The following is a 23,357-nucleotide window of genomic DNA, read 5'->3' on the forward strand; positions in this document are numbered from 1 at the left end:
CTAGCCGGCTGATCGCACGAAGGACCGGACCGTCGTCAGGCTGGGGGAGCGCGGCGCGGAACCGAAGCCGAAGCGGACGGGTGGAACGACCGGCGCAATCGTGCCGACAGGGTCGCCGCGGAACGTGCCCCAGGCGGCGCTGACCGACCGCACGTCGCTCGCGGCGTACCACTCGGTGCGGTCCGAGCCCGCAGAACCGTAGGTGCGTACTCCGGGCTGAAGAGTCCTCGCCAGCAGGTCGATGGCGCGAGCCCACCAGAGGCTGTCGCGCACCCTCGTAGGGACGGTCCGCAGCAGGAGGCCGAGCGTCCGCCGGCCGCCGACCTCGACGTGGAGATCCAGGTCAGGGGCCGTGACGTCCCACTGGTCGTCGACCACCCGAACCGCCACCGGTCCGACGACCACGGCGTCGAATCGGTAGGTTGCTGCCACGAAGTCGGCGACCTGCTCGTCGGGTGCGAGCAAGACGCGCATCCCGGACGCGGTCTCCAGCATCACGTCGCTGAACGCACCGAAGGGCGATGCGGTCCAGTGGCCGATGACGATGCGCAGACCTGAGGTCGTTCCGAGACCGGCGATGTATCCGGTGAACGACCACAGCATCGGCCCAGTATCACTCGATCCCGTAGGCCTCCGCGCGGCGAAGCGTGTCCTTGGCCTGCGCGAGACGCGGGGCGATCGCGCCGGCATAGCCTTCGGGGGGCGACGCGACGAAGGCGCGCGCCGCGGCGACGTCGGCCGGGGTCGGCGCACACGTGGTGTTGACGACACTCGCCGCCTGGTCGGACGTGCAGAGCCGGGCGGTCATGCCCAATGACAGAGCGTGGCGGGTGTCGTCAGCGACGACGACAGGATCGTCGCCCACGGTCGGCCCGTCGATCGGGCCGGGGAGCCGCGCCGCCCGGCTGGCCACGACGAGTCGCGAGCGGGCGTACAGCAGCGCGGTGCGGTCGCCGGGGATGCCGAGATCGCGGCGGAAATCGCCGGTGCCGAACGCGATGCGCACGACGCCGGCGCGAGCGATCTCGCCGGCATTCTCGACACCGAGCGCACTCTCGATGAGCGCCACCACCGGGACGTCACCGAACGCCGCGATGGTCTGTTCGACCTGCTCGGCGGTCTCGGCCATCGCGAGCATGACGCCCTGAAGTCCGCGGCGGTCCCGCAGCGCGGCGACGTCCTTCTCCCACTCCTGGCCACCGGCGGTGTTGATGCGCACCCAGGCCTCGCGTCCGCCGTCGAGCCACGCCGTCAGCGTGGCCCGCGCGGCCTCCTTATGCTCGGCCGGCACTCCGTCCTCGAGGTCGGCTACCAGGACGTCCGCGATCCGCGGGGTGTCAGGCGTGAGGGTGTCGGCGGCGATGAGTCGCCACGAGCGGGCGAGAGCCGTCGGAACGTCGAGCTGGGCGAGGGACGAGGAGGAGAGTGCAGTCATTCGGGCCAATCACGGGCGGAAACATGAGGGAACCCTCTTATTATCGCGCGGCGGTCACCAGCGCCGGACATCGACCCTGCTTCGGCGCGGTCCGCGTCGCTCCACCCGGGTGTGCAACGTGAGCAGCCGAAGCGCGCGGTACCGGTGCGGAGCGAACGGCGCGAGCAGCTTCGCGACCTCGGCGTCATCGTCGAGAATCCGTCCCAGGAAGGCCGTGCCGACGATGCGCCCCAGGTGGTAATCGCCCCAGGGAACCGCATCGGCGTCGCCGCGTGCGCGCATCAGGGTCTCCGCGACCGTCCAGGGCCCGACCCCCGGCGCCGCACGGAGCGCCGCGCGCAGGCGGTCGGGGGAGAGGTGTTCCCAGCGGTCGCCGATCCGCGCCACCGCCTGCGCGGTGCGGTACCGCTCAGGTGTCACGCCCGCGCGATGCCAGTCCCACACGGCGAGGCGAGCCCAACGCTCCGCCGACAAGGGGACGCGCAGTCCCGGCGGTACCGGACCGGGCGCCGGGTCGCCGTGCTGCTGGAGCAAGCGCCGCCACGCCGCGAACGCATCGACGCCGAGGACCTTCTGCTCGAGGATGGCCGGGATGAGCGCCTCCAGGACGCGATCGGTGCGGGGGAGACGCAGACCGGGCGTGCGACGGTGGAGATCCGCGAGCCAGGCGAGGTCCGGACGGAACTCGTCCGGGCGATCCTCGTAGCCGAGGAGACGTGGCGCCTGCCGGACGGCCCACTCGGCCCCTGGCCCCCAGGCCGCGACGCCGACCCGATCGGCAGCGAGGGGCGTGAGGCGCAGCGAGGCCGGCCCGTCCGGAGTGAGGGTGGCCCGCCATGCGCCGGTGGTGTCGAAACGAAGGGCCGGATCGCCCGGACCCCGACGCAGCATGGCCAGGGAACGATGCAGGTGGTACGGGCCAGGCAGGTCGACGGTCGTGGTGACGTCGCCGTTCATCGGTGCCAGAACCAGCGTCGACGCGGCGCGGGGCGGTCACGTTCCTGGACGCGGGCTCGTTCCGCACGACGCCGTCGCTCGACGGCGCGGTCACGCCAGGCGGCGACCTCGGCATCGACGTCACGCAGCGGGGTGACGACCGGGGGACCGCCGAGCAGCTGGCGGCGCGCTTCGATCACCCGGCGATTGAACGACTCGAGTTCTTCTCGCACCTGACGCTCCGAGCCGAGGCGGTCGAGGGTGTCGTTGAGGGCGGCATCGTCCTTGCGCAGCTGCAGAGCGGGCGGCAGGACCCCGGAGATCTGCTCGCGTTCGACGAGTCGTTTGAGCCACCAGTCGGGGTCGCGTCGTATGACGTCGTCGGGGAGAGGTTTGCCGGAGTAGGGCAGGTCGTCGAACTCCCCGCGCGCCATGGCGGCGCGAATCTGCTGGTCGACCCAGAGCGCGTGAGCTTCCAAGCGCCGATCGCGGCCGGATTCGGCCTCGCTGGTCTCCTCGGACGCCCCGTCGGAGCGGGCGTCCTGGTCGGCGCTCGTCCGGTAGTGCGCCGCTCGGCGTCGGCTATCGCCGTCCATCGAACCACCTCGCCCCCCATGGTACGGACCTACCGGATCTCCAGTTCGAGCTGGACGAGGTCGCCGTAGCCCACGGCCTCCGCTCGCAGAATGGCCTTCTTCATGGGCAACAGGAAGCTGCCGCGCTTGGTGTCGGGAAAGATCGATGTCTCCCAGACCGAGCTCCCGCACCTCATCCGTACTTTGACCGATCCGAAGCCACCGCGCAGGGGAGCGGCGTCCTCGATCTCGTCGGTGATGTCTTCGGGGAGCATCACGAAATGCCAGGCGGCCGAGCCCTCGAACCGCTCGACGCGGGCCTCGAACGTGTACACAGGCTCGATCGTCGCACGTGCCGCCGACAGTCCACCCCTACGATGTCCCGGTGACCGATGCAGTGCTCGCGGCCCTGGAGTTCTCCGGGATCTTCGTGTTCGCGATGACCGGCGCGCTCGTGGGTGCGCGGCGCGACTTCGACATCATCGGACTGCTGGCACTGGCGATGCTGACCGGACTCGGTGGCGGCGCGATCCGCGATGTTCTGCTCGGTGTCGCACCTCCGGTCAACGTCGCCAGTTGGGAACGGCTCTTGACCGCTACCTTGGCCGCCGCCCTCGTCTTCTGGCAGCACGACCGGGTGAGTCGCCGCGAGCCCGTGATCATGGTGCTCGACGCAGTCGGGCTCGCCACCTTCTGCGTCACGGGCACGATCGCCGCGCTGCAGCACGACATCGCTCCGGCGACCGGCGCGCTGCTCGGGGTGATCACCGCGATCGGCGGCGGAGTCGTGCGCGATGTGCTGTCCGGCCGCACTCCCGTGGTCTTCAGCGGTGAGTTGTACGCGATCCCCGCCGTCGTCGGCGCGACGCTCACTGTCGCCCTGCAGGAGTTCGAGCCGCTCGGGGTGCTCTACGTGTTCCCTGCGTTGCTGTGCCTCGGGCTGCGGCTCGTCTCCATGCGACGCGGATGGTCGGCTCCGGGAGCACGACGCCGGGCGTGACACTTCCCATCTATCGACTGTCGCTATATACTTATCGACAGTCGAGTGAAGGAGTGGGCCATGGGAAAGCTCGCCGTTCTGGCACTGCGGGTCGTGATCGTCCTGTTGCTCGCCGGATCCCTGTTCGTTCAGGGTGTGATGGCGCCCTTGCTGCGCGTGGATCTGGATGAGGCCGGGGGAGACCTGTCCGCGGTGCAGATCCCCGTCGTGGTCATCGTGATCCTGGGATTCGTGACCGCCCAAGTGGTACTCGTCTGCGTCTGGCGGCTCCTGACGATGGTTCGCCGGGGCACGGTGTTCTCGCACGGAGCGTTCCGTTACGTCGACGTCATCATCGGTGCGGTCGTCGCCGCCGCGGTGCTGATCTTCGCGCTGGCCGTCACGCTGGCACCGGGGGAGGCGGCGGCGCCCGGCGTGGTGCTGCTGATCTGCGGACTCTCGGTCACCGCCTTCGGTGTCGCACTGCTGGTGTTCGTCATGCGTTCGCTCCTGGCGCAGGCCGTTGCGCGCGAGGTCGAGGCGCACGATCTGCGCGCCGAGCTGGGCGAGGTGATCTGATGCCGATCATCGTCGACATCGACGTCATGCTGGCCAAGCGCAAGATGGCCGTCGGCGAACTCGCCGAACGCATCGGCATCACGCCTGCCAATCTCGCCGTGCTCAAGAACGGCCGCGCCAAAGCCGTCAGATTCACGACACTGGAGGCGCTGTGCGAGGCGCTCGACTGCCAGCCGGGGGACCTGCTGCGCTTCGAGCCGGCCGAGGAGTACGACGGGGGCGCATCCACGCCTTCCTCCGTAAGTTGACATAATGCACATTATCGGCGCAGTGCGGAGACGTCTCAGGAGGGGCTGAGAACGTCGCCGGTACGGATGGTTCCGCCGTCGATCACTTCCGCATAGACGCCGATGCGCGTGTCGCGCTCGGCACCGAGCGACCTGAGCCACCGACCTTCGGCGACGGCGCCGTCCTGATCGACGTCGATCATCCGGCACCGTGGGATGCGCCGCGTGACGCGCAGACGGACGCCGTCGCCGATCGTCAGCTCACGGCCTTCCCAGGCTTCCTCGGTGAACGGCTCGTCAGCGGTGATCACCAGGTTCGTGCGCAGGCGTCGCGGATCGGCGTCGATGCTCCAACGGGCCGCGCACCAGTCGAGCGTCGCCGTACTGATCAATGAGACGGCCGCTTCATCCTGGTGAGCGGCGGTGCGATCCGCCTCGATCGTCACCCGCGCGTCCATGGCGCTGGAGAGCTCGTCGGCGAGGTTCTGGTCGCCGACCTGCCACTCGCGCCGACCGTTCGTCACCAGCACGTCGTGGTCGTCGGTCATGCGCGCCGTGTAGTCGAAGATGGCGTCGCGACGGCGGAACCTCCTCGTGTTCTTTCCCGAGGCCAGAAAGCCGGCCTCGTCGACGACCGCGTACCGACGGTCGCCGACGAGGCCGCGCAGATCGAGCTCGGCGGAGTCCAGCGACTCGCCGCCCATCGACTTGACCGGATATCGTCGCAGTCGCGCCACTGTCATCCGCATGGGGTTAGGGTCCCATGCGGGTCACGCGCGCGGAACGCTCGACGCCTAGCGGCCGCGTCCTCGGGGTCGTGGACCTCCGGACAGGGCCGCGCAGGAGATCACCAGGGCGGTCAGAATCAGCAGAGCGATGCTCACATCGACGATGGCGGCGAGCATGGGGCCTCCTCGAGCAGCGAGGTCAAGGTCTCCTTCGCCCCGCTGGGGCGGCGGCCCGGGGCCATCGTGGGATGTCCGTACTGACCGGGTCCGGCCTTGTGAAGTACTCCCCTTTCGCGGATTCTATCGAGTATTCCGCGATTGTCCCAGTGGCCGCGGCAAACTCACGCACCGACGTACGACGCGAGATGCTGCCCGGTGAGCGTCGACCGGTCGGCCACGAGCTCGGCCGGTGTGCCCTCGAAGACCACGCGCCCGCCGTCATGTCCCGCGCCCGGACCCAGGTCGATCACCCAGTCGGCGTGCGCCATGACGGCCTGGTGATGCTCGATGACGATGACCGATTTACCGCCGTCGACCAACCGGTCCAGCAATCCCAGCAGATTCTCGACGTCCGCCAGGTGCAGGCCGGTCGTCGGTTCGTCGAGGACGTAGACGTCGCCGGCCTCGCCCATCTGGCTGGCCAGTTTGAGCCGCTGCCGCTCCCCGCCCGAGAGGGTGGTCAACTGCTGCCCCAACTTGACATAACCGATACCGACATCCGACAGCCGCGCCAGGATCTTGTGGGCGGCCGGCGTCTTCGCCTCGCCCTCGGAGAAGAACGCGAGCGCCTCGTCGACGGACATGTCGAGTACGTCGGCGATGTTCTGACCGCCGAACGTGTACTCCAGGACGGCGGTCTGGAATCGCCGGCCGCCGCACTCCTCGCACGGCGTCTCGACGGTGTCCATGATCCCGAGTTCGGTGTAGATGACGCCGGCACCTTTACACGTGGGGCAGGCACCCTCGGAGTTGGAACTGAACAGCGCCGGCTTCACGCCGTTGGCCTTGGCGAACGCCTTGCGGATCGGCTCCAGCAGGCCCGTGTAGGTGGCGGGATTGCTGCGGCGGGAGCCCTTGATCGCACCCTGGTCGATCACCACGACGCCGTCGCGTGGCGCGACCGAACCGTGGATGAGCGAGCTCTTGCCCGAGCCCGCGACGCCGGTGACGACGCACAGGACGCCGAGCGGCACGTCGACGTCGACGTCCTGGAGGTTGTGGGTGTCCGCTCCCCTCACTTCGAGCACGCCGGTCGGCCGCCGCACCTCGTCCTTGAGGTGGGCGCGGTCGTCGAGGTGCTTGCCGGTGACCGTGCCGCTGCTGCGCAGGCCCTCCACACTCCCCTCGTAACAGATCGTGCCGCCCTCGGTGCCCGCTCCCGGGCCGAGGTCGACGACGTGATCGGCGATCGCGATCGTCTCGGGCTTGTGCTCCACGACGAGCACCGTGTTGCCCTTGTCGCGCAACTGCACCAGCAGGTCGTTCATCCGGTCGATGTCGTGCGGGTGGAGACCGATCGTGGGTTCATCGAAGACATAGGTGACGTCGGTCAGCGAGGAGCCGAGATGGCGGATCATCTTGGTGCGTTGCGCCTCTCCCCCGCTCAACGTGCCGGCAGGGCGCTCGAGGCTGAGGTACCCCAGGCCGATCTCCACGAAGGAGTCGAGCAGGTGCTGCAATCCGGCGATCAGCGGTGCCACCGACGGCTCGTCGAGCTCGCGCACCCATGCAGCGAGGTCGCTGATCTGCATGGCGCACAGGTCGGCGATGTTCTTGCCCTTGATCGTCGAGGATCGAGCTTCGCGGGTCAGCCGTGTGCCCTCGCACTCCGGGCACGTGTCGAAGGTGATCGCCCGCTCGACGAACCGCCGCACGTGAGGCTGCATCGCCTCGACGTCCTTCGACAGCATCGACTTCTGGATCTTCGGGATGAGTCCCTCGTAGGTGAGGTTGACGCCTTCCACCTTGATCTTCTGCGGCTCGGCGTACAGCAGCTTCTCGCGCTCCTTGTCGGTGAAGGCGGAGATCGGCTTGTCGAGCGGCAGTCCCGCACCGGCGAAGATCCGGCCGTACCACCCGTCCATGCTGTAACCGGGCACCGTGAGCGCACCCTCGGCGAGCGACTTGGAGTCGTCGTACAACGCCGTGAGGTCGAAGTCCGACACGTGGCCCATGCCCTCGCACTTCGGGCACATTCCACCGAGATAGACCGCGTCGCGGACGACCTTCTTCTCGACGCGGCCGCCCTTCTCCGTCTTCATGACGCCGCCCGCCCGGCGGGTCGGGACGTTGAACGAGAAGGCGGTCGGCGGTCCGATCTGCGGATCGCCGAGCCGGCTGAAGAGGATGCGCAGCATGGCGTTCGCGTCCGTGGCGGTGCCGACCGTCGAGCGGGGGTTGGCACCCATGCGCTCCTGGTCGACGATGATCGCCGTGGTCAGCCCCTCGAGCAGATCGACCTCGGGCCGCGCGAGCGTGGGCATGAAACCCTGCACGAAGGCGCTGTACGTCTCGTTGATCATCCGCTGCGACTCAGCGGCGATCGTGCCGAACACGAGCGAGCTCTTGCCGGAACCGGACACACCGGTGAACACCGTCAACCGCCGCTTGGGAATGTCGACGGTGACGTTCTTGAGGTTGTTCTCGCGGGCGCCGTGCACCCGGATCCGGTCATGGCTGTCGGCGACGTGCGCGGCCACCGACGCCTGCTCGCTGCTGGTCATACCTCTGAACCCTTTCGTGCGGCTCACGCCAGCTGGTTGATGCGGATGAGATTGCCGGCCGGATCGCGGAAGGCGCAGTCGCGCACCCCGTAATCCTGGTCCGTCGGCTCCTGGAGGACTTCGGCACCGGACGCCTCGAGCTTCGCGAAGGTCGCGTCGAGGTCCTCGGTGGCGAGGGTGAGGGCACCGTAGTTGCCCTTGGCGATCAGCTCGAGGATCGTCTGGCGCTCGGCGTCGCTGATCGTCGGATCGGCGGCCGGCGGGTGCAGCACGATGGACGTCTCCGGCTGCTCCGGCGGTCCCACCGTGATCCAGCGCATGTCCTCTTATCCGACGTCCTTGCGGACCTCGAATCCGAGGGCGTCGCGGTAGAAGGCCAGGGCGGCGTCGGCGTCCGTGTGCGGGAGGAAGGTGTAATGAATGATCAGGCTCATGACGGTCACGCTAGCTGCGGCTGACGCGAGAGCGCTTCTTGATTCCTGATCGGTCTGGTGACCTGCTTGGCCACGCAAGGCGGAATGCCCGCCGCGTCCTGCGCCGCCTTGACGCGGTAGGCGCTGGGCGACATGCCGACGAGCTCGGTGAAGCGGGTGCTGAACGTCCCGAGGGAGCCGTAGCCGACGGTGAAACAGATGTCGGTGACACTGAGGTCGCCGCGACGCAGCAGCACCATCGCCCGCTCGATGCGCCGGGTCATCAGGTACGAGTAGGGCGACTCGCCGTACGCGATCTTGAACCGCCTGCTGAGATGCCCCGCTGACATATGAACGCCGCGCGCGAGCGACTCGACGTCGAGCGGCTGAGCGTACTCGCGGTCGATCCGATCGCGAACCCGGCGCAGCAGCAGGAGTTCGCGCAGACGTTCCTCGTCGACCGTTCGGTTGCTCACACGCGAGATCGTGTCACGTCCCGCCGACAATGCCTAGCAGCGCGCTGGCACGATGGGAGCGTCGTCGATTCACGCACGGCGACGTGGGGCAGTACGAGGGCGCAACGACGAACGTGAGGTGGTGCGCGGTGGAGACGATCGACGTGGTGAGTTCACTCGAGGAGCTCGAGGATCTGCTCAAGCGGGATGAGACGGTCTACGTGCGCTACTCCGAGGGCTACGACGCCGACGCCTCGTCCGGCAGCTTCGACACCGAGAGCGGTCTGGAACTGCCCGGTCTGTCGGTCAACCCGCTCACCCCCGAGGCGTGGTGGACGTGTCCGGTCCGCGACTGGCTGGCCCGGCAGCTCTGCCAGTACAAGCATCTCCACGAGAAGAACCCCGAGCGCCACGCGTGGGCGCTGACCGGAACGTTGGCCGGACGGGGTCCGGACTGTGAACCGTTGCTCGTCGACGTCGTCCCGCTCGCCCGGCTCTCCGACGACCTCCTGGCGGAGGCCGAAGACGTCTACACGAGCAACTTCGACGCCGGCAACGGTCCGGAGGACTGACCCGCGCGGCGATCACGGCTCCGTGGTCGCGTCAGCGGCGCGTACCCAGCGTCGCCACTCCTCCTGGGGCGCGTAGCCGCGCTCCGTCCAGAAGCCCCCGCCGAGCTCATTGCCCTCGAGCACCATGGCGTCGAAGCGTGGCGCACCGAGGCGGTACAGGCGATGCTCCGCCGCGTCGAGCAGTGTCTGCGCGATGCCGTGGCCGCGCCGGGCGGGATGAACCGCCAGCCGATACAGGTGGGCACGCCAACCGTCCCAACCAGCGATGACCGTACCGACGAGCTCGCCGTCGAGTTCGGCCACGAGGAGCGCGTCGAACGCTTCGAGTTCGAGGGACAGACCTTCAACGCCAGCGCGGACGAGCCCTACTGGATCGTGGAGTCGGGCAAGACCGGCGCCCGGGCCGCACATCGGGAAGAGTCGCTGGACAAACGCTGATGAGCCGCGTTTCGTTCGACGACGACACGACCGTCGTTTCCCGGCAACGTCACCCAGTAACTCAGTCATACGGACGCCTTCGGTCTCACCACCGATCGTGCCCGTCTCGTGCGCCTGTTCTTCCAGCCTGTGCTGGCCGTGGCCGCGTTGTGGTCGACCGGGGCGTGGGAACGGCGTCGAGAGGTGATGCGAGCGCTTCGCCGCTCTTGGTCCTCAGGCGAAATGCTCGGCTTCGGACGCGATCTTGGCGACGTAGCCGTTCCACCAGTCCTCGTCGCGAGCCTCGTCATCGGGAGTGGCCGTGCGACCGTCGAGCTGTTCGCGCAGGATCTCCAGGTGACCGGCGTGCTGTGCCGTCTCGGCGATGACATGCACGGCGAGGAGCCCAAGGGTCGTGTCGCGGCTCTCCGCCCGCCACCACGGCACCGTGACCGGAGTGTCGAGAGGCAGTTCCTCCAACGTGGCGCGCGACGCTGTACCGACCGAGGTGAACAGGGCGATGACCTCACCGCTCGACATGGATCGCTCGACCCACATCTCGGCGTTCGCGGCCATGCTCGCGTCGTCGTTCCACGTGATGAGGGCGTCGACGTCGCTGGTCCGGCCCGGCAGCTGCACGAGATAGCCGTGCTCCACGGTCGCCAGATGCTTGAGCACGCCCAGAAGATTGGTGCCGGTCGGCGTGAGCGGCCGCCGGAGGTCATACTCCCCCACCCCCTCGACCGCTCCGAGTACGGAGCGGTGAGCGCGTTCCAGGTAGTGCACCAGAATCGAGCGCCAGGCCGTGTCGTCCATAGTCGGCACGCTAGCCGGACCCGCCGACAGCGTCGAGCGGCCGGCACAGGATCGTTCTCGTGTTGTGCGGACGCCTGCAGCTCGGCTGACCCATACTCGGGGCATGGTCGCCGCGCGCAGCACCGTCGAGGACGGGTGAGCCGTGCCCTGGGCGTACCTGATCGTCGTCGGCGTCATCGCGCTCGCGGTGGTGCTGACGTTGCGCCCGGTGCGTCGGCGGCCGCTGCTGGCGCGGCTCAGCTTCTACCTCGCCGTCGGAACCGGGGAACTGCCCTTCGTCGTCTGGTGGACGTTGGCCGCGCTCACGGCACTCGCGGCTCCGGGCCATCGACTGCTCGCATGGCCGGGGATGCTGGCACTCGCCCTCGCACTGCTCACGGCGGCCGGGGTCGTCCCGATCCTGCGACGCGGACTGCGTGCCCGAGAGGTTCTCGAGGCGGCGCTCCACGACGCGCGGCTGTCCCCCGCGCGCCGGCCGCGCCCATGGTGGCGCTTCGTGATCTGGCCGTGGCCCACGGTTCCGCGCGCGGTACGGCTCGTTCGGGACGTGGCCTACGGCCCCCACCCTGCTCAGTCCTTCGACTACTACGTCCGCCGCCGTCGTCCGGGGCGCCGCGCACCCGTCTTCATCCACCTTCACGGCGGCGGATTCGTCCGAGGACGCAAGAACCGCGACGCGCGGCCGCTGCTGCATCGCCTCGCACGACACGGGTGGGTGAGCATCAGCGCCGACTACCGGTTGCTTCCCGAGGGTGAGTTCCCCGCCAATCTCCAGGACGTGCAACGTCTCATCGCCTGGGTGGGCGAGCATGCCGAGGAGCTCGGCGCCGACCCCGAGCGCATCGTCATCGCTGGAAGCTCGGCCGGCGCCCAGCTGGCGACCCTCGCGGGCATGAGCGGGGAGCCGGTCCGTGGCGTGGTGGGGTTGTACGGCTACTACGGACGGCAGCGCTCGCGCTCGACGATCCCGTCGGATCCGCGCGCCTACGACGGCACAGCCGCACCGCCGTTCTTCATCGTTCACGGCGATCACGACACATACCTCAGCGCCTTCACTGCGAGGGCCTTCGTCGCCTGGCTGGGGCAGGTCTCGTCGCAGCGGGTCGTGTACGCCGAGCTGCCGGGCGCGCAGCACGGCTTCGATCAGTTCCACTCGCCGCGCTTCGCGGCGGTGTGCGATGCCGTCGAGGACTTCGCGACGATGGTCACCAGGCCAGTGTCATGAAGGTGCTGAGCGGATCGTGACGGTAGGAACCGAACGGTCCGCACTCGGTGAAGCCGGCACGCGCGTACAGCTGACGGGCCGGTGCGAAGAAGTCCTCCGAGCCGGTCTCGAGGCTCACGCGGGTGAACCCGCGCCGCCGGGCCTCGTCGAGGACGCGAGCGAGCATGAGTCGGCCCAGGCCCTGTCGCTGCCGGTCAGCTGCGGTGCGCATCGACTTGAGCTCCCCGTGACCGTCGCCGAGGTCCTTGAGCGCGGCGCTGGCGACGACTTGGTCCTCGTCATAGGCGACCCACACCGTCACCGCGGGATCCCCCAACCCGTCGAGATCGAGTGCGTGCGTGCTCTCCGGCGGGGAGATCGTGCGCAGCTCGGCCAGATGCGAGGTCAGGAAGGTCGCGACGGCCACATCGTGCAGGTCGGCCTCGCGGATCTGCACGCTCACGCGTCCAGAACCCCGCTGCGCGGCGTCACCGGCGGCTCGCTCGACCAGGGGAAGTGGATCCACAAATCGGTGAGCTTCCACGCGTAATCGGGTGCGATGACCGAGCGCGGTTTCTCGTAGATCACCGCGGAGTGCACCTCGGCGGCGTGATCGCGGCAGGCGTTGACGACGAGTTCGAGGGTGCGGCCGCTGTCGGCGACGTCGTCGACGACGAGCACGGAGACGTCTCGTAGCTCCTCCAAGTCGAGGAACGGCGGGAGCAGCTGCGGCGCAGGAAGGGTGGTGCCGACACCCGTGTAGAACTCGACGTTCATGGTGAAGAGATTCTTGCAGTCCAGGGCGTAGGCCAGCGAGCCTGCCGGGATGAGGCCACCACGGGCGATCCCGAGCACCACGTCGGGCACGAAGCCACTGTCGGCGACGCTCTGCGCCAACGCTCGCACCGCGACGCCGTACCCCTCCCACGTCAAGACCTCGCGCTGCGACATAGCTCCATCGTGTCACGATGGAGAGCATGTTGGTCACCCGATTCGGCCATGCGGCCGTCCTCGTCGAGACCGAGGACGCGCGGGTCCTCTTCGATCCCGGCGTATTCAGCACCGACGAGGTCTTCGCACTCGACGGACTGGACGCCATCGTGGTCACCCACCAGCACCCCGACCATCTCGACCGCGAGCGGTCGGGAGCATTGCTGGACCGCAACCCGGACGCGGTCGCGCTCGCCGACCCCGAGACGGCCGACCAGCTCGGTTCACCGTGGCGGGCGCATCGTGACGGCGACATCGTCGAGTTCGCCGCGACGAAGCTTCAGGCAGTCGGTGAGCTCCATGCGGAGATCGCACCGCAGCTCCCCCGGGTAGCGAACGTCGGCGTGCTGCTCAGCGGGGGCTCGGGTCCCACGCTCTTCCATCCCGGTGACAGTTACGCGACTATCCCGTCGGGCGTCGACGTCCTGGCACTCCCCCTCTCGGCACCGTGGGCGAAGGTCTCGGAGACCATCGCCTTCGCCCAGCAGGTGGCGCCGGCGACGGCGTTCCCGATCCACGACCGCACCATCTCCGACGCGGCCTATGACATCTACTGGAACCACGTGGCGAACTTCAGCGGCATCGCCGACCTGCGTCGGCTCGGCCAGACCGAGTCGACGCAGGTGTGACGAGCGACGCGCCGTCCACGTACGACCTTTATCTCACATCTGAGATACGGTGGAACTTATGACTGAACGCGACGACTACCTGGCGCGCATCGGCACGTTGATCCGTGACGCGCGTCAGCACTCGGGCCTCACCCAGGCTCAGTTGGCGACGCAGCTGCGCACGAGCCAGAGCGCCGTCAACCGCATCGAGAAGGGGCAGCAGAACTTGACCCTCGACATGCTCGCCCGGATCGGCTCGGCACTCGACTCCGAGATCGTGAGCGTCGGCACCTCCGGCCCCAGCCACTTGCGGGTCAAGGGCGGCACGACGCTCCGCGGCTCGATCGACGTGAAATCGAGCAAGAACGCCGGCGTCGCGCTGCTGTGCGCGTCCCTGCTCAACACCGGCACGACCGTGCTGCGCAAGGTGGCCCGCATCGAGGAGGTCAACCGCCTGCTCGAGGTGCTGGACTCCATCGGCGTCAAAACGCGCTGGCTGAACGAGCAGAACGACCTCGAACTGGTCGTCCCCGAGGAGCTCAACCTGGCCGGCATGGACGCGGCGGCCGCTCGTCGCACTCGCAGCATCATCATGTTCCTCGGTCCGCTCATGCACCGCGTCCCCGAGTTCCAGCTGCCGTACGCCGGTGGCTGTGATCTGGGCACCCGTACCGTCGAGCCGCACATGACCGCGCTCCGCCCGTTCGGTCTCAAGGTCGTCGCCACCGAGGGCAGCTACCACGCCTCGGCGGCCGAAGGTACGGGCCCCGAGCGCCCGATCGTCCTCACCGAGCGCGGCGACACCGTCACCGAGAACGCGCTGCTCGCTGCCGCGCGCTACGACGGCGTCACCGTCATCCGCAACGCGAGCTCGAACTACATGGTCCAGGACCTGTGCTTCTTCCTCGAGAAGCTCGGTGTGCGGATCGAAGGCATCGGCACGACGACATTGCGGGTCCACGGCACTCCGGACATCCGGACCGATGTCGACTACGCGCCGAGCGAGGACCCGATCGAGGCCATGAGCCTCATCGCCGCCGCCATCGTCACCAACTCCAACATCACAGTCTGCCGCGTGCCGATCGAGTTCATGGAGATCGAGCTCGCCGTGCTCGAGGAGATGGGCTTCCGCTACGAGCGCTCGGCCGAGTACATGGCCGAGAACGGTCAGACGCGGCTCGTCGACATCACGACGTACCCGTCGAAACTCAAGGCGCCGATCGACAAGATCCACCCCATGCCGTTCCCGGGCCTGAACATCGACAACCTGCCCTTCTTCGCGGTCATCGCGGCGACGGCGGACGGTCAGACTCTCCTGCACGACTGGGTGTACGAGAACCGGGCCATCTACCTGACCGAGTTGAACAAGCTCGGCGCTCGGGTCAAGCTCATGGATCCGCACCGTGTGCTCATCGAGGGGCCTACCCACTGGAGCGGGGCCGAACTGGTCTGCCCGCCGGCGCTGCGGCCCGCCGTGGTCATCTTGCTGGCGATGCTGGCCGCCAAGGGCACGTCGGTGCTTCGCAGCGTCTACGTCATCAACCGCGGCTATGAGGATCTCGCGACCCGGCTCAACGCCTTGGGCGCGCAGATCGAGACCTTCCGCGACATCTGAGCCGTCCTGGTCCACGGGACCGCCGTCACGCAATACGGTGGTCCCGTGGACCCCGGCCGCACGACCCGCTTCTTCGACTCCCCACCTCCCCTCGCCTTCGCGCACCGCGGTGGGGCCGACACCGGTGACAACGTCGGTGTCGAGAACTCGCTCAGGGCGTTCCAGCACGCATACGACCTGGGGTACCGGCATCTGGAGACCGACGTCCGTGCCACCCGCGACGGCGTCCCCTACGCCGTCCACGACGCGCGCCTGTCGCGGCTCACCGGCGACAACCAGGCCATCGCCACACTCACGTCGGTCGAACTCGACGCGCTCCTGCTCGGCGACCGCGAGCCGATCGTCCGCCTCGACGCGCTGCTGACGGCGTTCCCGGCCGCCTGCTTCAACATCGACGTCAAGGCCGCCGACGCGATCGAGCCGACGTGCCGCGTCCTGGAGGACGTCGAGGCCGTCGACCGGGTCTGTCTCGCCTCGTTCTCGCACCGTCGACTGCAGCGACTCCGTTCACGTCTGCCTCAGGCGGCGTTCTCCGCCTCGTCGATCGAGGTCGCCAGAATGCGCCTGGGCCGCGCGGTGGCGGGGCCGGTGGACTGTTTCCAGATCCCCGAGCACCACGGGCGCTTACGGGTCCTCACGCCGGCCTTCCTCGAACGTGCCCATCGGTCGGGACGGCAGGTGCACGTCTGGACGGTCGACGACCCGGCGGCGATGCACCGGCTGCTGGACATGGGCGTCGACGGCATCATGACCGATCGGACGGATCTGCTCAAAGACGTCCTCGTCTCCCGAGGACAGTGGAGGGAGGAGTCGGCATGACGTCGTCTGCCGTGGGACAGCGGCCCCAGCGGGGCAAGGTCGTCGCGTGGAGCCTGTGGGACTGGGGCTCGGCGGCCTTCAACGCGGTCATCATCACGTTCGTGTTCTCGGTGTACCTCGTCGATGCCGTGGGTGACGATCTGCCCGGATCGATCTCAGCCAGCACCTGGTACGGCTGGGCGATCGGCGCGGGTGCGTTCATCGTCGCGGTCTCCGCGCCGGCCCTCGGGCAGCGTTCCGACGCCTCGGGGCGCCGCAAGCGTACGCTGGCGACACTCACGTTCGTCGTCGTGGCACTCACGGCGGCCTTGTTCTTCGTCGAGGACGACTACCACTACCTGTGGCTCGGGTTGCTGCTGGTCTCGTTGGCGTCGATCGCCTTCGAACTGTCACAGGTGCCGTACTTCGCGATGCTGCGCCAGGTGTCGACTCCGGACACGGTCGGCCGGGTGTCCGGCATCGGGTGGGCGTTCGGCTACGTGGGCGGGATCGTCCTGCTCCTGATCTGCTATTTCGGTTTCATCAGCGGCGACGGCGGGCTCCTGGGGCTCTCGACGGAGAACGGCTTCAACATCCGCCTCGTCGCGCTGCTCTCCGCCGGCTGGTTCCTGCTCTTCGCGATCCCGCTGTTCCTCAGCGTGCCGGAGCTTCCTGCCGAGGTCAGTCCCGACCGGGCGGACGTCGGATTCGTCGAGTCGTACCGCGTGCTGTTCGCCGAGCTGCGCGCCATGTGGCGCGACGATCGCGACGTGCTCAGGTTCCTCATCGCCAGCGCGTTCTACCGTGACGGGCTTTCCGGCGTCTTCACCTTCGGCGGCATTCTCGCGGTGTCCGTATATGGCATCGCCGCGGCCGACGTCATCTTGTTCGCGGTCGCCGCCAACGTGGTGAGCGCCGTCGGGGCCTGGGTGGCGGGCTACTTCGACGACTCCTGGGGGTCGCGACGTGTCGTCATCACCTCCCTCGTCTCGATGCTCGTCGTCGCTGTGGTGCTGCTGTTCGTCAGCGGGCCCGCGATGTTCTGGATCTTCGGACTCGCGTTGTGCCTCTTCGTCGGTCCCGCGCAGGCGGCCTCGCGCACCTACCTCACTCGGGCGACGCGTCTCGGCAAGGAGGGACAGAACTTCGGGCTCTACGCGATGACCGGCCGCGCCGTCTCCTTCCTCGCTCCGACGCTGTTCGGCCTCTTCGTCCTGATCGGCGGCGGCGACCGCTGGGGCATCCTCGGGATCATGATCGTCCTCGCGGTCGGTCTGGCGTTGCTGCTGCATGTGCCCGAGGTCACCGGGGACCGGGCGAACGATCTACTCTCAGGGGAATCTCACGGCGATGGCGTACGTTGAACAGTGAGAGGACACGAAAGGGGGACGCAGCATGGCTGAACGAGCATTGCGAGGCGCCCGACTCGGTGCACAGAGCTTCGAAGACGAACGCGGTGTGGAGATGGCCCCGCGCCAGGAGGTCGAGTACCGCCTGCCCGATGGCCGCACCTTCACCGTGACGATGTCCGACGAGGCGGAGATCCCGGCTGAATGGGAAGACCCCAAGACCGGTCAGATGGGCCGTCGCGTCGGCGCTGACGCGCCCACCGAGGACGCGGACGAGAAGCCCGTGCGCACGCACTGGGACATGCTCTTGGAGAGGCGCTCCGTCGAGGAGCTCGAGGATCTGCTCAGCGAGCGTCTGGAGATGCTGCGTGGCGGGGAGATCGGTCCGCCGCACCTGCATCGCCGCAAGAAGAAGACAGCCTGACCGTCAGCGACGGCCCCGTCGCCAGCCAGCGACGATCCCGACCAACGCCAGTCCGCCGATGAGAAGCTCCAACGGAGCCGCCATCGTGTGGGCTGGCGTTCGTCCTGTCGCCCCGGTGACGGTCTCCACGATCGTCGCCGGGTTCAGCAGCGGAGCCTCCGCCACGACCGAGCCGTCGGGCGCGACGACCCCGCTGATCCCGTTGATCGACGGTACGACCACATAGCGGCCGGTCTCGATCGCTCGCAGCCGGGAGATGTTCCACTGCTGCCGTAGCTGGGAGGTGCCCTCGAAGCTCGCATTGCTGGTCTGGACGACCAGGAACTCCGCTCCCCCGTCGACTGCCTCGCGCACGACCCCGTCGTATGCGATGTCCCAGCAGATCGTGTCGCCGATGACCGCGTTCCCGATGCGCAGCGACCCTGGCTCCTCGCCCGGCACCATGTCGCGTGGAATGTCGCGGTCGAAGCGCGGCACGAGATCGCCCAGTTGCTGCCGGAACGGTACGTACTCGCCGTACGGCACCAACTGTCGCTTGACGTAGGCCTCACCGGGACCGTCCTCGCTCCACACGAAACCCGCGTTGTAGGCCGTCGCGTCGGTCGGACCGTCGAGGAGGCCGCCTACCAGGATCGGCGCGCCGACACGCTCGGCCGCCTCGCTGAGGGCATCCGCGGCCCAGGTGCGAGTGAACGGATCGATGTCGGTGGCGTTCTCGGGCCAGAGCACCATGTCGACAGGCTCGTCGATCTGCTCGGTCGCGTCGAGGTGCAGTTGGAAGATCTCGCCGCGCGGCCACTGCAGGAACGGGCCCGGCGTTCCGCCCTGGACCACGCCGACACGGTACTGCGTGCCGCTGCCGGCGATCCCCGTCGGCAGGACCAGCGAGACGCCCACGACAGCGGCGAGGACCGCCGCCACAGGAATCAGCCGGCGTGCTCGTTCGATCGCCGCCACAGCGAGTCCCGCGCACAGCGCGAGGAGGGCCGACGTGGCGGGCATGCCGATCAGCCGTACCCAGGCGTCGAGGGGAGTGTCGATCGTCGTGTGCACGAGCCGCCCCCAGGGAAAGCCGGAGAACGGCACCGCCCCACGCAGGCTCTCGCCGGCCGCCCACACGACGGCGGTCCAGACGGGCCACCACGGCAGCCGCTGTACCGCACGCAACGCCCAGGCGATGACGGCGTAGAACACCGCCTGCGCGGTGACGAGTGCGACCCATGCAGCCGGATCGACGGCGTTCATCCACCAGATCGTCGGTCCCATGAAGCCCCACCCGAAGGTGAACCCCATCGCCAGGACGGTCAGAACCCGCGAAGCCGCGGCGCGCCGGAGGAGCCAGAGCCAGGCCGCGACGGCCACGAGCATCATGCCGGGGATGTCCCACGGCGCGAAGTTGAACGAGGCGAGAACACCCGCGACCGCCGACCCGGCGATCGCGACGAGCGCTCTCATGGCAGGCGCACGAGTTTGCGTGGTGTGCGGTTGACGACGTCGAGGCCGTCCTCGGTGCAGATGGCGATGTCCTCGATGCGGGCGCCGAAGCGTCCCGGCAGGTAGATGCCCGGCTCGATCGAGAAGGCCATGCCGGCGGCGAGCATCAGCGTGTTCCCCTCGACGATGTAGGGCTCCTCGTGGGTCTCCTGCCCGATGCCATGGCCGGTGCGGTGCACGAAGGCGTCGCCGTAGCCGGCGTCGGCGATGATCTGGCGGCCGACGCGGTCCACGGACTCGGCCGTGACGCCGGGGCCTGCGTGTTCGCGCTGCGCCTGTTGAGCCGCCTCCAGGACGTCGTAGAGCTGCACGAACTCCGGATCGGGCTCCCCGCCCACCACATAGGTGCGCGTGGAGTCCGAGCAGTAGCCCGCGGCGGTGGTGCCGCCGATGTCGACCACGACAGGGTCACCGGGCTCGATGACGCGGTCGGACACCTCGTGATGAGGCGACGCGCCGTTGGGTCCGGACGCGACGATCACGAAGTCGACCGTCTCGTGCCCCTCGTCGATGATCGCGCGGGCGATGTCGGCGCCGACCTCGCGTTCCGTACGTCCTGCGCGAAGCCACTCCCCCATGCGTCGGTGCACGCGGTCGATGGCCGCGCCCGCCTCGCGCAGTGCCTCGACTTCGGAAGGCTCCTTGCGCATGCGGAGCGCCGCCACGAGCGGTCCGCCGAGCACCTGCTCGGCGGCGATCGCCTCACGCAGCGCGAAGACTCGGGACGCCCACATGTGGTCGTCGACGGCGATGCGGTCCACCTCGCCGACGATCGAGGCGACGAGCGCGAACGGGTCCTCGGTCTCCTGCCAGCCGCGGATCGCGACGTCGACGCCGGCGGCCTCTGCGGCGGGGCGTTCGAGCTCCGGAACGACCAGACTCGGCTCGCCGCTCGCGGGAACCACGAGGCAGGTCAGGCGCTCGAGCGGCAGTGCGTGGTAGCCGGTGAGGTAGCGCAGATCGGCCCCCGGCGTCACGAGCAGGGCGTCGATGTCGTGATCGGCGAGGGCGCGCTGCGCACGGACGAGACGTTCGGTCACGCAGCCGAGCCTATCGACCCTCTGGTCGTAGCGATCTGCCTGTCTTAGGGTGGTGCGCATCACTACTGGCATGAGGATCGGGGGGTCCCATGAAGAGAGTCATCGCTGCTGCCGCTGTGGCAGCACTCACCGGCGGTTTGATCGCCGCTCAACCTGCCGCCGCCAAGCGGCCCGACAAGCCGAAGCCCGACCCGTCGATCGCCGCTGCAGAACGGTTGACCGACGCGGTGACGGTGAACGGCATTCTGCGCCACCTGCGACAGTTCCAGGTGATCGCCAACCAGAACGGCGGTAACCGCGCCTCCGGTCTTCCCGGCTATGAAGCGTCCGCCGACTACATTCAGACCCAGTTGGAACGTGCGGGTTACGAGGTCTCCCGGCAGACGTTCACCTTCCCGTTCTTCCAGGAACTGTCACCTTCCGTCCTCGAGGCGGGCGGTGAGCCGATCGAGCACCACACGTTCACGTATTCCGGCGACGGCGAGGTGACGGGTGCGGTCGTGCCGACGACGGACATCGTCATCCCGGCGACACCGGAGCCGAGCAGTACGTCCGGCTGCGAACCGGAGGACTTCTCCCCCGCACCGGCCGACCCGGCGATCGCGCTCGTCCAGCGGGGCACCTGTGACTTCGCGGTCAAGGTCGACAATGCGGTCGCGGCCGGATACGACGCAGTCATCGTCATGAACGAAGGCAACCCCGGGCGCACCGAGGTCGTCTCGGGCACGCTCGGCGCACCGAAGACGGTGCCCGTCGTCGGAGTCTCCTATGAGGACGGCGTCGCCCTGGCCGAGTCCGGTGGCATCGAGGCGACGGTGGCGACCGATGTCGAATCCGATCCCGATCGCGAGACCTTCAACCTCATCGCCGACCTCCCCGCGAAGGGCGACCGCCGCGACGACGAGGTCGTCGTGGTCGGCGCCCACCTCGACAGCGTCCCCGAGGGTCCGGGCATCAACGACAACGGTTCGGGCAGCGCCGGCATCCTCGAGATCGCGCTGCAACTCAGCAAGACGAAGCTGGACCGCAAGCTTGAACGCCCGGTGCGCTTCGCGTGGTGGGGCGCGGAGGAACTGGGGCTGCTCGGCGCCGAGCACTACGTCAACTCACTCTCGTCGGACGAGCTGAACTCGATCTACGCCAACCTCAACTTCGACATGATCGGCTCGTCCAACTACGTCCGGTTCGTCTACGACGGCGACGGGTCGGCCGGGGGCGCGGCCGGTCCTCCGGGGTCGGGTGAGATCAAGCAGGTGTTCACGGACTACTTCGAGCGGCGAGACCAGGCGTGGGAGCCGACGGAGTTCGACGGACGCTCCGACTACGGTCCGTTCATCGCAGCGGGCATCCCGGCCGGCGGCGTGTTCAGCGGCGCCGACGGGATCAAGACCCCGGAGCAGGCGCAGATCTACGGCGGGACCGCGGGCGAGATCTACGACCCGTGCTACCACACCGCTTGCGACGACATCACGGCGATCAACACCAATGCCCTTCACGAACTGGGCGATGCCGCAGCGTGGGGCGTCGCTCGGCTCCTGCTGAATCCGCGCGGGCTGTTCCCGGACGGCAGCGTGGCCCCGACGGGGAAGCGAGCCGCTGCCGGTCCGACGTTCGATTCGTCGGGCCACCTGTCGCGTCGCTGACCGATAAGATCATCGGCCATGAGCGGCCGACTGATCCTCCTGGACTCCGCGAGCCTGTACTTTCGGGCCTACTTCGGGGTTCCGGACTCCTTGAAGGCCCCGGACGGCACACCAGTGAACGCCGTCCGGGGCCTTCTGGACTTCGTCGCCACCCTCTCGGCGCAGTACGAACCGACCAGCATCGTGGCGTGCTGGGACGACGACTGGCGACCGCAGTGGCGCGTCGACCTCCTCCCCAGCTACAAGGCGCACCGCGTGGTGGAAGAGACGGCAGGAGTCGATGTAGAGGAGACCCCCGACACGCTCGCTCCGCAGGTTCCGATCATCGCCGACGCACTCGAACTGCTCGGGATCCCCGTCGTCGGGGCGCCTGCGGCGGAGGCCGACGACGTCATCGGCACGCTCGTGCACCGCTGGGACGGCCCGATCGACGTGGTCACCGGCGATCGCGACCTCTTCCAGGTCGTCGACGACGCCCGCGATGTTCGCGTTCTCTACACCGCGAGGGGCGTCGGCAAGCACGACGTCGTGGACGCCGCGTGGGTGCGCGCCAAGTACGCGATCGAGCCGCAGCAGTACGTCGACTTCGCCGTGATGCGCGGCGACGCGTCCGACGGGCTGCCTGGCGTCGCCGGCATCGGCGAGAAGACGGCAGCGACCCTGCTGGCCGATTTCGGTGATCTGGACGGGATCCTCGCCGCCGCGGCCGACGACAGCTCGTCGCTGCGGCCGCGCGTCCGTCAGTCCATCCTCGACTCCTCCGACTACATCAGGAACGCCCGTGAGGTCGTCAAGGTGCGCCCTGATCTCGATCTCGATGCACCGCAGACCCTGGCACCGCTGAGTGACGGGGAGGTGGAGGCGTTCGCCGAGTTCGGGAAGCGCTGGGGCCTCGGCGGCGCCGCCGACCGTGTCCTCGCCACCCGCCACCCGCGGTCCTAGGCGCTCCGCGCAGGTACTCGAGCAGCTGTGACGGACTAGAGGGTCGAGGAGGCCCGAGGAACCAGGGCCGTATCGAGACCAGGTTGGGTCAGCTGGTCGCTCTCCATCGCGGCTACGCCCCTTTTGCGATGGCTCCATGTCGGTCGCTGAGCGACCTCCTACTCGACCACCTAGGACCGGGTAGGTGGTCGAGTAGCGGCGAGCCCGCCGTAGGTGGTCGAGTAGGCCCGAGGAACGAGGGGCAATGGAGCCGTGGCCTCCGCTAGCGTTCCGGCCTACTCGACCAGCTTCCGGGTGCTGTGCACAAGGGCCGGAAAGTGTCGGTGGCCTTCTCTAGATTAGGAACATGATCGAGAGCACCCCGGACGCGCAGGTGGCCTTCATGGCCGGACTGC

The 23,357-nt window shown here is 68.5% G+C and carries 27 protein-coding genes and 1 pseudogene; 13 read left to right on the plus strand and 15 right to left on the minus strand.

From position 1 onward, the window contains the following. From EHW97_RS12515 to EHW97_RS12535, 5 genes are read right to left on the minus strand one after another with little or no spacing between them, the layout of a single operon-like run. Nucleotides 1-603: a hypothetical protein gene (locus EHW97_RS12515; RefSeq protein ID WP_124237509.1), complete on the minus strand. Its 603-nt coding sequence runs from the start codon at nucleotides 601-603 to the stop codon at nucleotides 1-3. 10 nt (nucleotides 604-613) lie between these two features. Further along, nucleotides 614-1,435, minus strand: coding sequence for an HpcH/HpaI aldolase/citrate lyase family protein (locus EHW97_RS12520; protein WP_124237510.1), 822 nt, complete (start codon nucleotides 1,433-1,435; stop codon nucleotides 614-616). Nucleotides 1,436-1,489: 54 nt separating this feature from the next. Beyond that, nucleotides 1,490-2,392: a DNA-3-methyladenine glycosylase family protein gene (locus EHW97_RS12525; protein ID WP_124237511.1), complete on the minus strand. Its 903-nt coding sequence runs from the start codon at nucleotides 2,390-2,392 to the stop codon at nucleotides 1,490-1,492. Beyond that, complete coding sequence (locus tag EHW97_RS12530) at nucleotides 2,389-2,967, minus strand: DnaJ family domain-containing protein (protein WP_124237512.1); 579 nt, start codon at nucleotides 2,965-2,967, stop codon at nucleotides 2,389-2,391. The genes EHW97_RS12525 and EHW97_RS12530 overlap by 4 nt, the downstream gene beginning before the upstream one ends. 29 nt (nucleotides 2,968-2,996) lie before the next feature. After that, nucleotides 2,997-3,281 (minus strand): DUF1905 domain-containing protein, encoded by a 285-nt coding sequence (locus tag EHW97_RS12535; RefSeq protein WP_124237513.1) that lies wholly within the window; start codon nucleotides 3,279-3,281, stop codon nucleotides 2,997-2,999. A 50-nt stretch (nucleotides 3,282-3,331) separates the two neighbouring features. Here EHW97_RS12535 and EHW97_RS12540 point away from each other — a divergent pair, with 50 nt between their 5' ends. Genes EHW97_RS12540 through EHW97_RS12550 form a run of 3 tightly spaced genes read left to right on the plus strand, consistent with a single transcriptional unit; the run spans nucleotide 3,332 to nucleotide 4,752 of the window. Continuing rightward, entirely contained in the window at nucleotides 3,332-3,946 is a 615-nt protein-coding gene (locus EHW97_RS12540) for a trimeric intracellular cation channel family protein (protein WP_124237514.1), read from the plus strand. 60 nt (nucleotides 3,947-4,006) lie between these two features. Then, the gene (locus tag EHW97_RS12545; protein ID WP_124237515.1) at nucleotides 4,007-4,504 is read left to right on the plus strand and encodes a DUF2975 domain-containing protein; all 498 of its coding nucleotides are present in this window, start codon (nucleotides 4,007-4,009) and stop codon (nucleotides 4,502-4,504) included. Then, nucleotides 4,504-4,752 carry a helix-turn-helix domain-containing protein gene (locus EHW97_RS12550; protein WP_124237516.1) on the plus strand — a complete coding sequence of 83 codons (249 nt, stop codon included), beginning with the start codon at nucleotides 4,504-4,506 and terminating at the stop codon, nucleotides 4,750-4,752. Before EHW97_RS12545 ends, EHW97_RS12550 begins: the two co-directional genes overlap by 1 nt. A gap of 35 nt (nucleotides 4,753-4,787) precedes the next feature. On the opposite strand, the gene EHW97_RS12555 is transcribed toward EHW97_RS12550, so the two are convergent. From EHW97_RS12555 to EHW97_RS12570, 4 genes and pseudogenes are all read right to left on the minus strand, one after another. Continuing rightward, nucleotides 4,788-5,480 carry an MOSC domain-containing protein gene (locus EHW97_RS12555; RefSeq protein ID WP_124237517.1) on the minus strand — a complete coding sequence of 231 codons (693 nt, stop codon included), beginning with the start codon at nucleotides 5,478-5,480 and terminating at the stop codon, nucleotides 4,788-4,790. A 320-nt stretch (nucleotides 5,481-5,800) separates the two neighbouring features. Next, nucleotides 5,801-8,182: an ATP-binding cassette domain-containing protein gene (locus tag EHW97_RS12560; protein ID WP_124237518.1), complete on the minus strand. Its 2,382-nt coding sequence runs from the start codon at nucleotides 8,180-8,182 to the stop codon at nucleotides 5,801-5,803. Between the two features lie 23 nt (nucleotides 8,183-8,205). Further along, nucleotides 8,206-8,616, minus strand: a pseudogene (locus EHW97_RS12565) (VOC family protein). 5 nt (nucleotides 8,617-8,621) lie between these two features. Beyond that, on the minus strand, nucleotides 8,622-9,071 hold the full coding sequence (locus EHW97_RS12570) for a helix-turn-helix transcriptional regulator (RefSeq protein ID WP_124237519.1): 450 nt from the start codon (nucleotides 9,069-9,071) through the stop codon (nucleotides 8,622-8,624). Between the two features lie 128 nt (nucleotides 9,072-9,199). Between EHW97_RS12570 and EHW97_RS12575 the strand changes: the two genes are divergently transcribed. Then, nucleotides 9,200-9,622 carry a DUF6098 family protein gene (locus tag EHW97_RS12575; RefSeq protein ID WP_208002029.1) on the plus strand — a complete coding sequence of 141 codons (423 nt, stop codon included), beginning with the start codon at nucleotides 9,200-9,202 and terminating at the stop codon, nucleotides 9,620-9,622. 12 nt (nucleotides 9,623-9,634) lie between these two features. Here the strand turns inward: EHW97_RS12575 and EHW97_RS12580 are convergent, their stop codons facing one another. Next, a complete protein-coding gene (locus EHW97_RS12580; RefSeq protein ID WP_243696434.1) occupies nucleotides 9,635-9,925 on the minus strand; it encodes a GNAT family N-acetyltransferase in 291 nt (96 codons plus the stop codon). On the opposite strand from EHW97_RS12580, the gene EHW97_RS15810 reads away from it, so the two are divergent. Next, a complete protein-coding gene (locus tag EHW97_RS15810; RefSeq protein WP_243696435.1) occupies nucleotides 9,839-10,060 on the plus strand; it encodes a hypervirulence associated TUDOR domain-containing protein in 222 nt (73 codons plus the stop codon). The genes EHW97_RS12580 and EHW97_RS15810 overlap by 87 nt on opposite strands. Before the next feature lie 213 nt (nucleotides 10,061-10,273). Here the strand turns inward: EHW97_RS15810 and EHW97_RS12585 are convergent, their stop codons facing one another. Further along, nucleotides 10,274-10,855 carry a DinB family protein gene (locus EHW97_RS12585; protein ID WP_166367500.1) on the minus strand — a complete coding sequence of 194 codons (582 nt, stop codon included), beginning with the start codon at nucleotides 10,853-10,855 and terminating at the stop codon, nucleotides 10,274-10,276. A 142-nt stretch (nucleotides 10,856-10,997) separates the two neighbouring features. Between EHW97_RS12585 and EHW97_RS12590 the strand changes: the two genes are divergently transcribed. After that, on the plus strand, nucleotides 10,998-12,080 hold the full coding sequence (locus tag EHW97_RS12590; RefSeq protein ID WP_124237522.1) for an alpha/beta hydrolase: 1,083 nt from the start codon (nucleotides 10,998-11,000) through the stop codon (nucleotides 12,078-12,080). Here EHW97_RS12590 and EHW97_RS12595 read toward each other — a convergent pair. Continuing rightward, nucleotides 12,061-12,522 carry a GNAT family N-acetyltransferase gene (locus tag EHW97_RS12595; RefSeq protein WP_124237523.1) on the minus strand — a complete coding sequence of 154 codons (462 nt, stop codon included), beginning with the start codon at nucleotides 12,520-12,522 and terminating at the stop codon, nucleotides 12,061-12,063. The genes EHW97_RS12590 and EHW97_RS12595 overlap by 20 nt on opposite strands. Then, entirely contained in the window at nucleotides 12,519-13,010 is a 492-nt protein-coding gene (locus EHW97_RS12600) for a phosphoribosyltransferase (RefSeq protein ID WP_124237524.1), read from the minus strand. The genes EHW97_RS12595 and EHW97_RS12600 overlap by 4 nt, the downstream gene beginning before the upstream one ends. 17 nt (nucleotides 13,011-13,027) lie before the next feature. On the opposite strand from EHW97_RS12600, the gene EHW97_RS12605 reads away from it, so the two are divergent. The 5 genes from EHW97_RS12605 to EHW97_RS12625 are packed head-to-tail and all read left to right on the plus strand — an operon-like array spanning nucleotide 13,028 to nucleotide 17,843. Further along, nucleotides 13,028-13,678 (plus strand): MBL fold metallo-hydrolase, encoded by a 651-nt coding sequence (locus tag EHW97_RS12605; protein ID WP_124237525.1) that lies wholly within the window; start codon nucleotides 13,028-13,030, stop codon nucleotides 13,676-13,678. Between the two features lie 58 nt (nucleotides 13,679-13,736). After that, entirely contained in the window at nucleotides 13,737-15,272 is a 1,536-nt protein-coding gene (locus EHW97_RS12610) for a UDP-N-acetylglucosamine 1-carboxyvinyltransferase (RefSeq protein WP_124237526.1), read from the plus strand. Nucleotides 15,273-15,317: 45 nt separating this feature from the next. After that, nucleotides 15,318-16,091, plus strand: a complete 774-nt coding sequence (locus EHW97_RS12615) for a glycerophosphodiester phosphodiesterase family protein (protein ID WP_124237527.1) — start codon at nucleotides 15,318-15,320, stop codon at nucleotides 16,089-16,091. Then, nucleotides 16,088-17,434: an MFS transporter gene (locus tag EHW97_RS12620; protein WP_124237528.1), complete on the plus strand. Its 1,347-nt coding sequence runs from the start codon at nucleotides 16,088-16,090 to the stop codon at nucleotides 17,432-17,434. The genes EHW97_RS12615 and EHW97_RS12620 overlap by 4 nt, the downstream gene beginning before the upstream one ends. Nucleotides 17,435-17,465: 31 nt before the next feature. Further along, a complete protein-coding gene (locus tag EHW97_RS12625; RefSeq protein ID WP_124237529.1) occupies nucleotides 17,466-17,843 on the plus strand; it encodes an RNA polymerase-binding protein RbpA in 378 nt (125 codons plus the stop codon). Between the two features lie 3 nt (nucleotides 17,844-17,846). Here the strand turns inward: EHW97_RS12625 and lnt are convergent, their stop codons facing one another. Next, nucleotides 17,847-19,298: an apolipoprotein N-acyltransferase gene (lnt, locus tag EHW97_RS12630; protein WP_124237530.1), complete on the minus strand. Its 1,452-nt coding sequence runs from the start codon at nucleotides 19,296-19,298 to the stop codon at nucleotides 17,847-17,849. Next, on the minus strand, nucleotides 19,295-20,377 hold the full coding sequence (locus EHW97_RS12635) for a M24 family metallopeptidase (protein ID WP_243696436.1): 1,083 nt from the start codon (nucleotides 20,375-20,377) through the stop codon (nucleotides 19,295-19,297). The genes lnt and EHW97_RS12635 overlap by 4 nt, the downstream gene beginning before the upstream one ends. An 89-nt stretch (nucleotides 20,378-20,466) precedes the next feature. Between EHW97_RS12635 and EHW97_RS12640 the strand changes: the two genes are divergently transcribed. Further along, nucleotides 20,467-22,020 (plus strand): M28 family peptidase, encoded by a 1,554-nt coding sequence (locus EHW97_RS12640; RefSeq protein WP_124237532.1) that lies wholly within the window; start codon nucleotides 20,467-20,469, stop codon nucleotides 22,018-22,020. An 18-nt stretch (nucleotides 22,021-22,038) separates the two neighbouring features. Then, a complete protein-coding gene (locus EHW97_RS12645) occupies nucleotides 22,039-22,962 on the plus strand; it encodes a 5'-3' exonuclease (RefSeq protein WP_243696437.1) in 924 nt (307 codons plus the stop codon). Nucleotides 22,963-23,357: the final 395 nt, after the last annotated feature.

This window comes from Aeromicrobium camelliae (assembly GCF_003850045.1).
GTDB lineage: Bacteria > Actinomycetota > Actinomycetes > Propionibacteriales > Nocardioidaceae > Aeromicrobium > Aeromicrobium camelliae.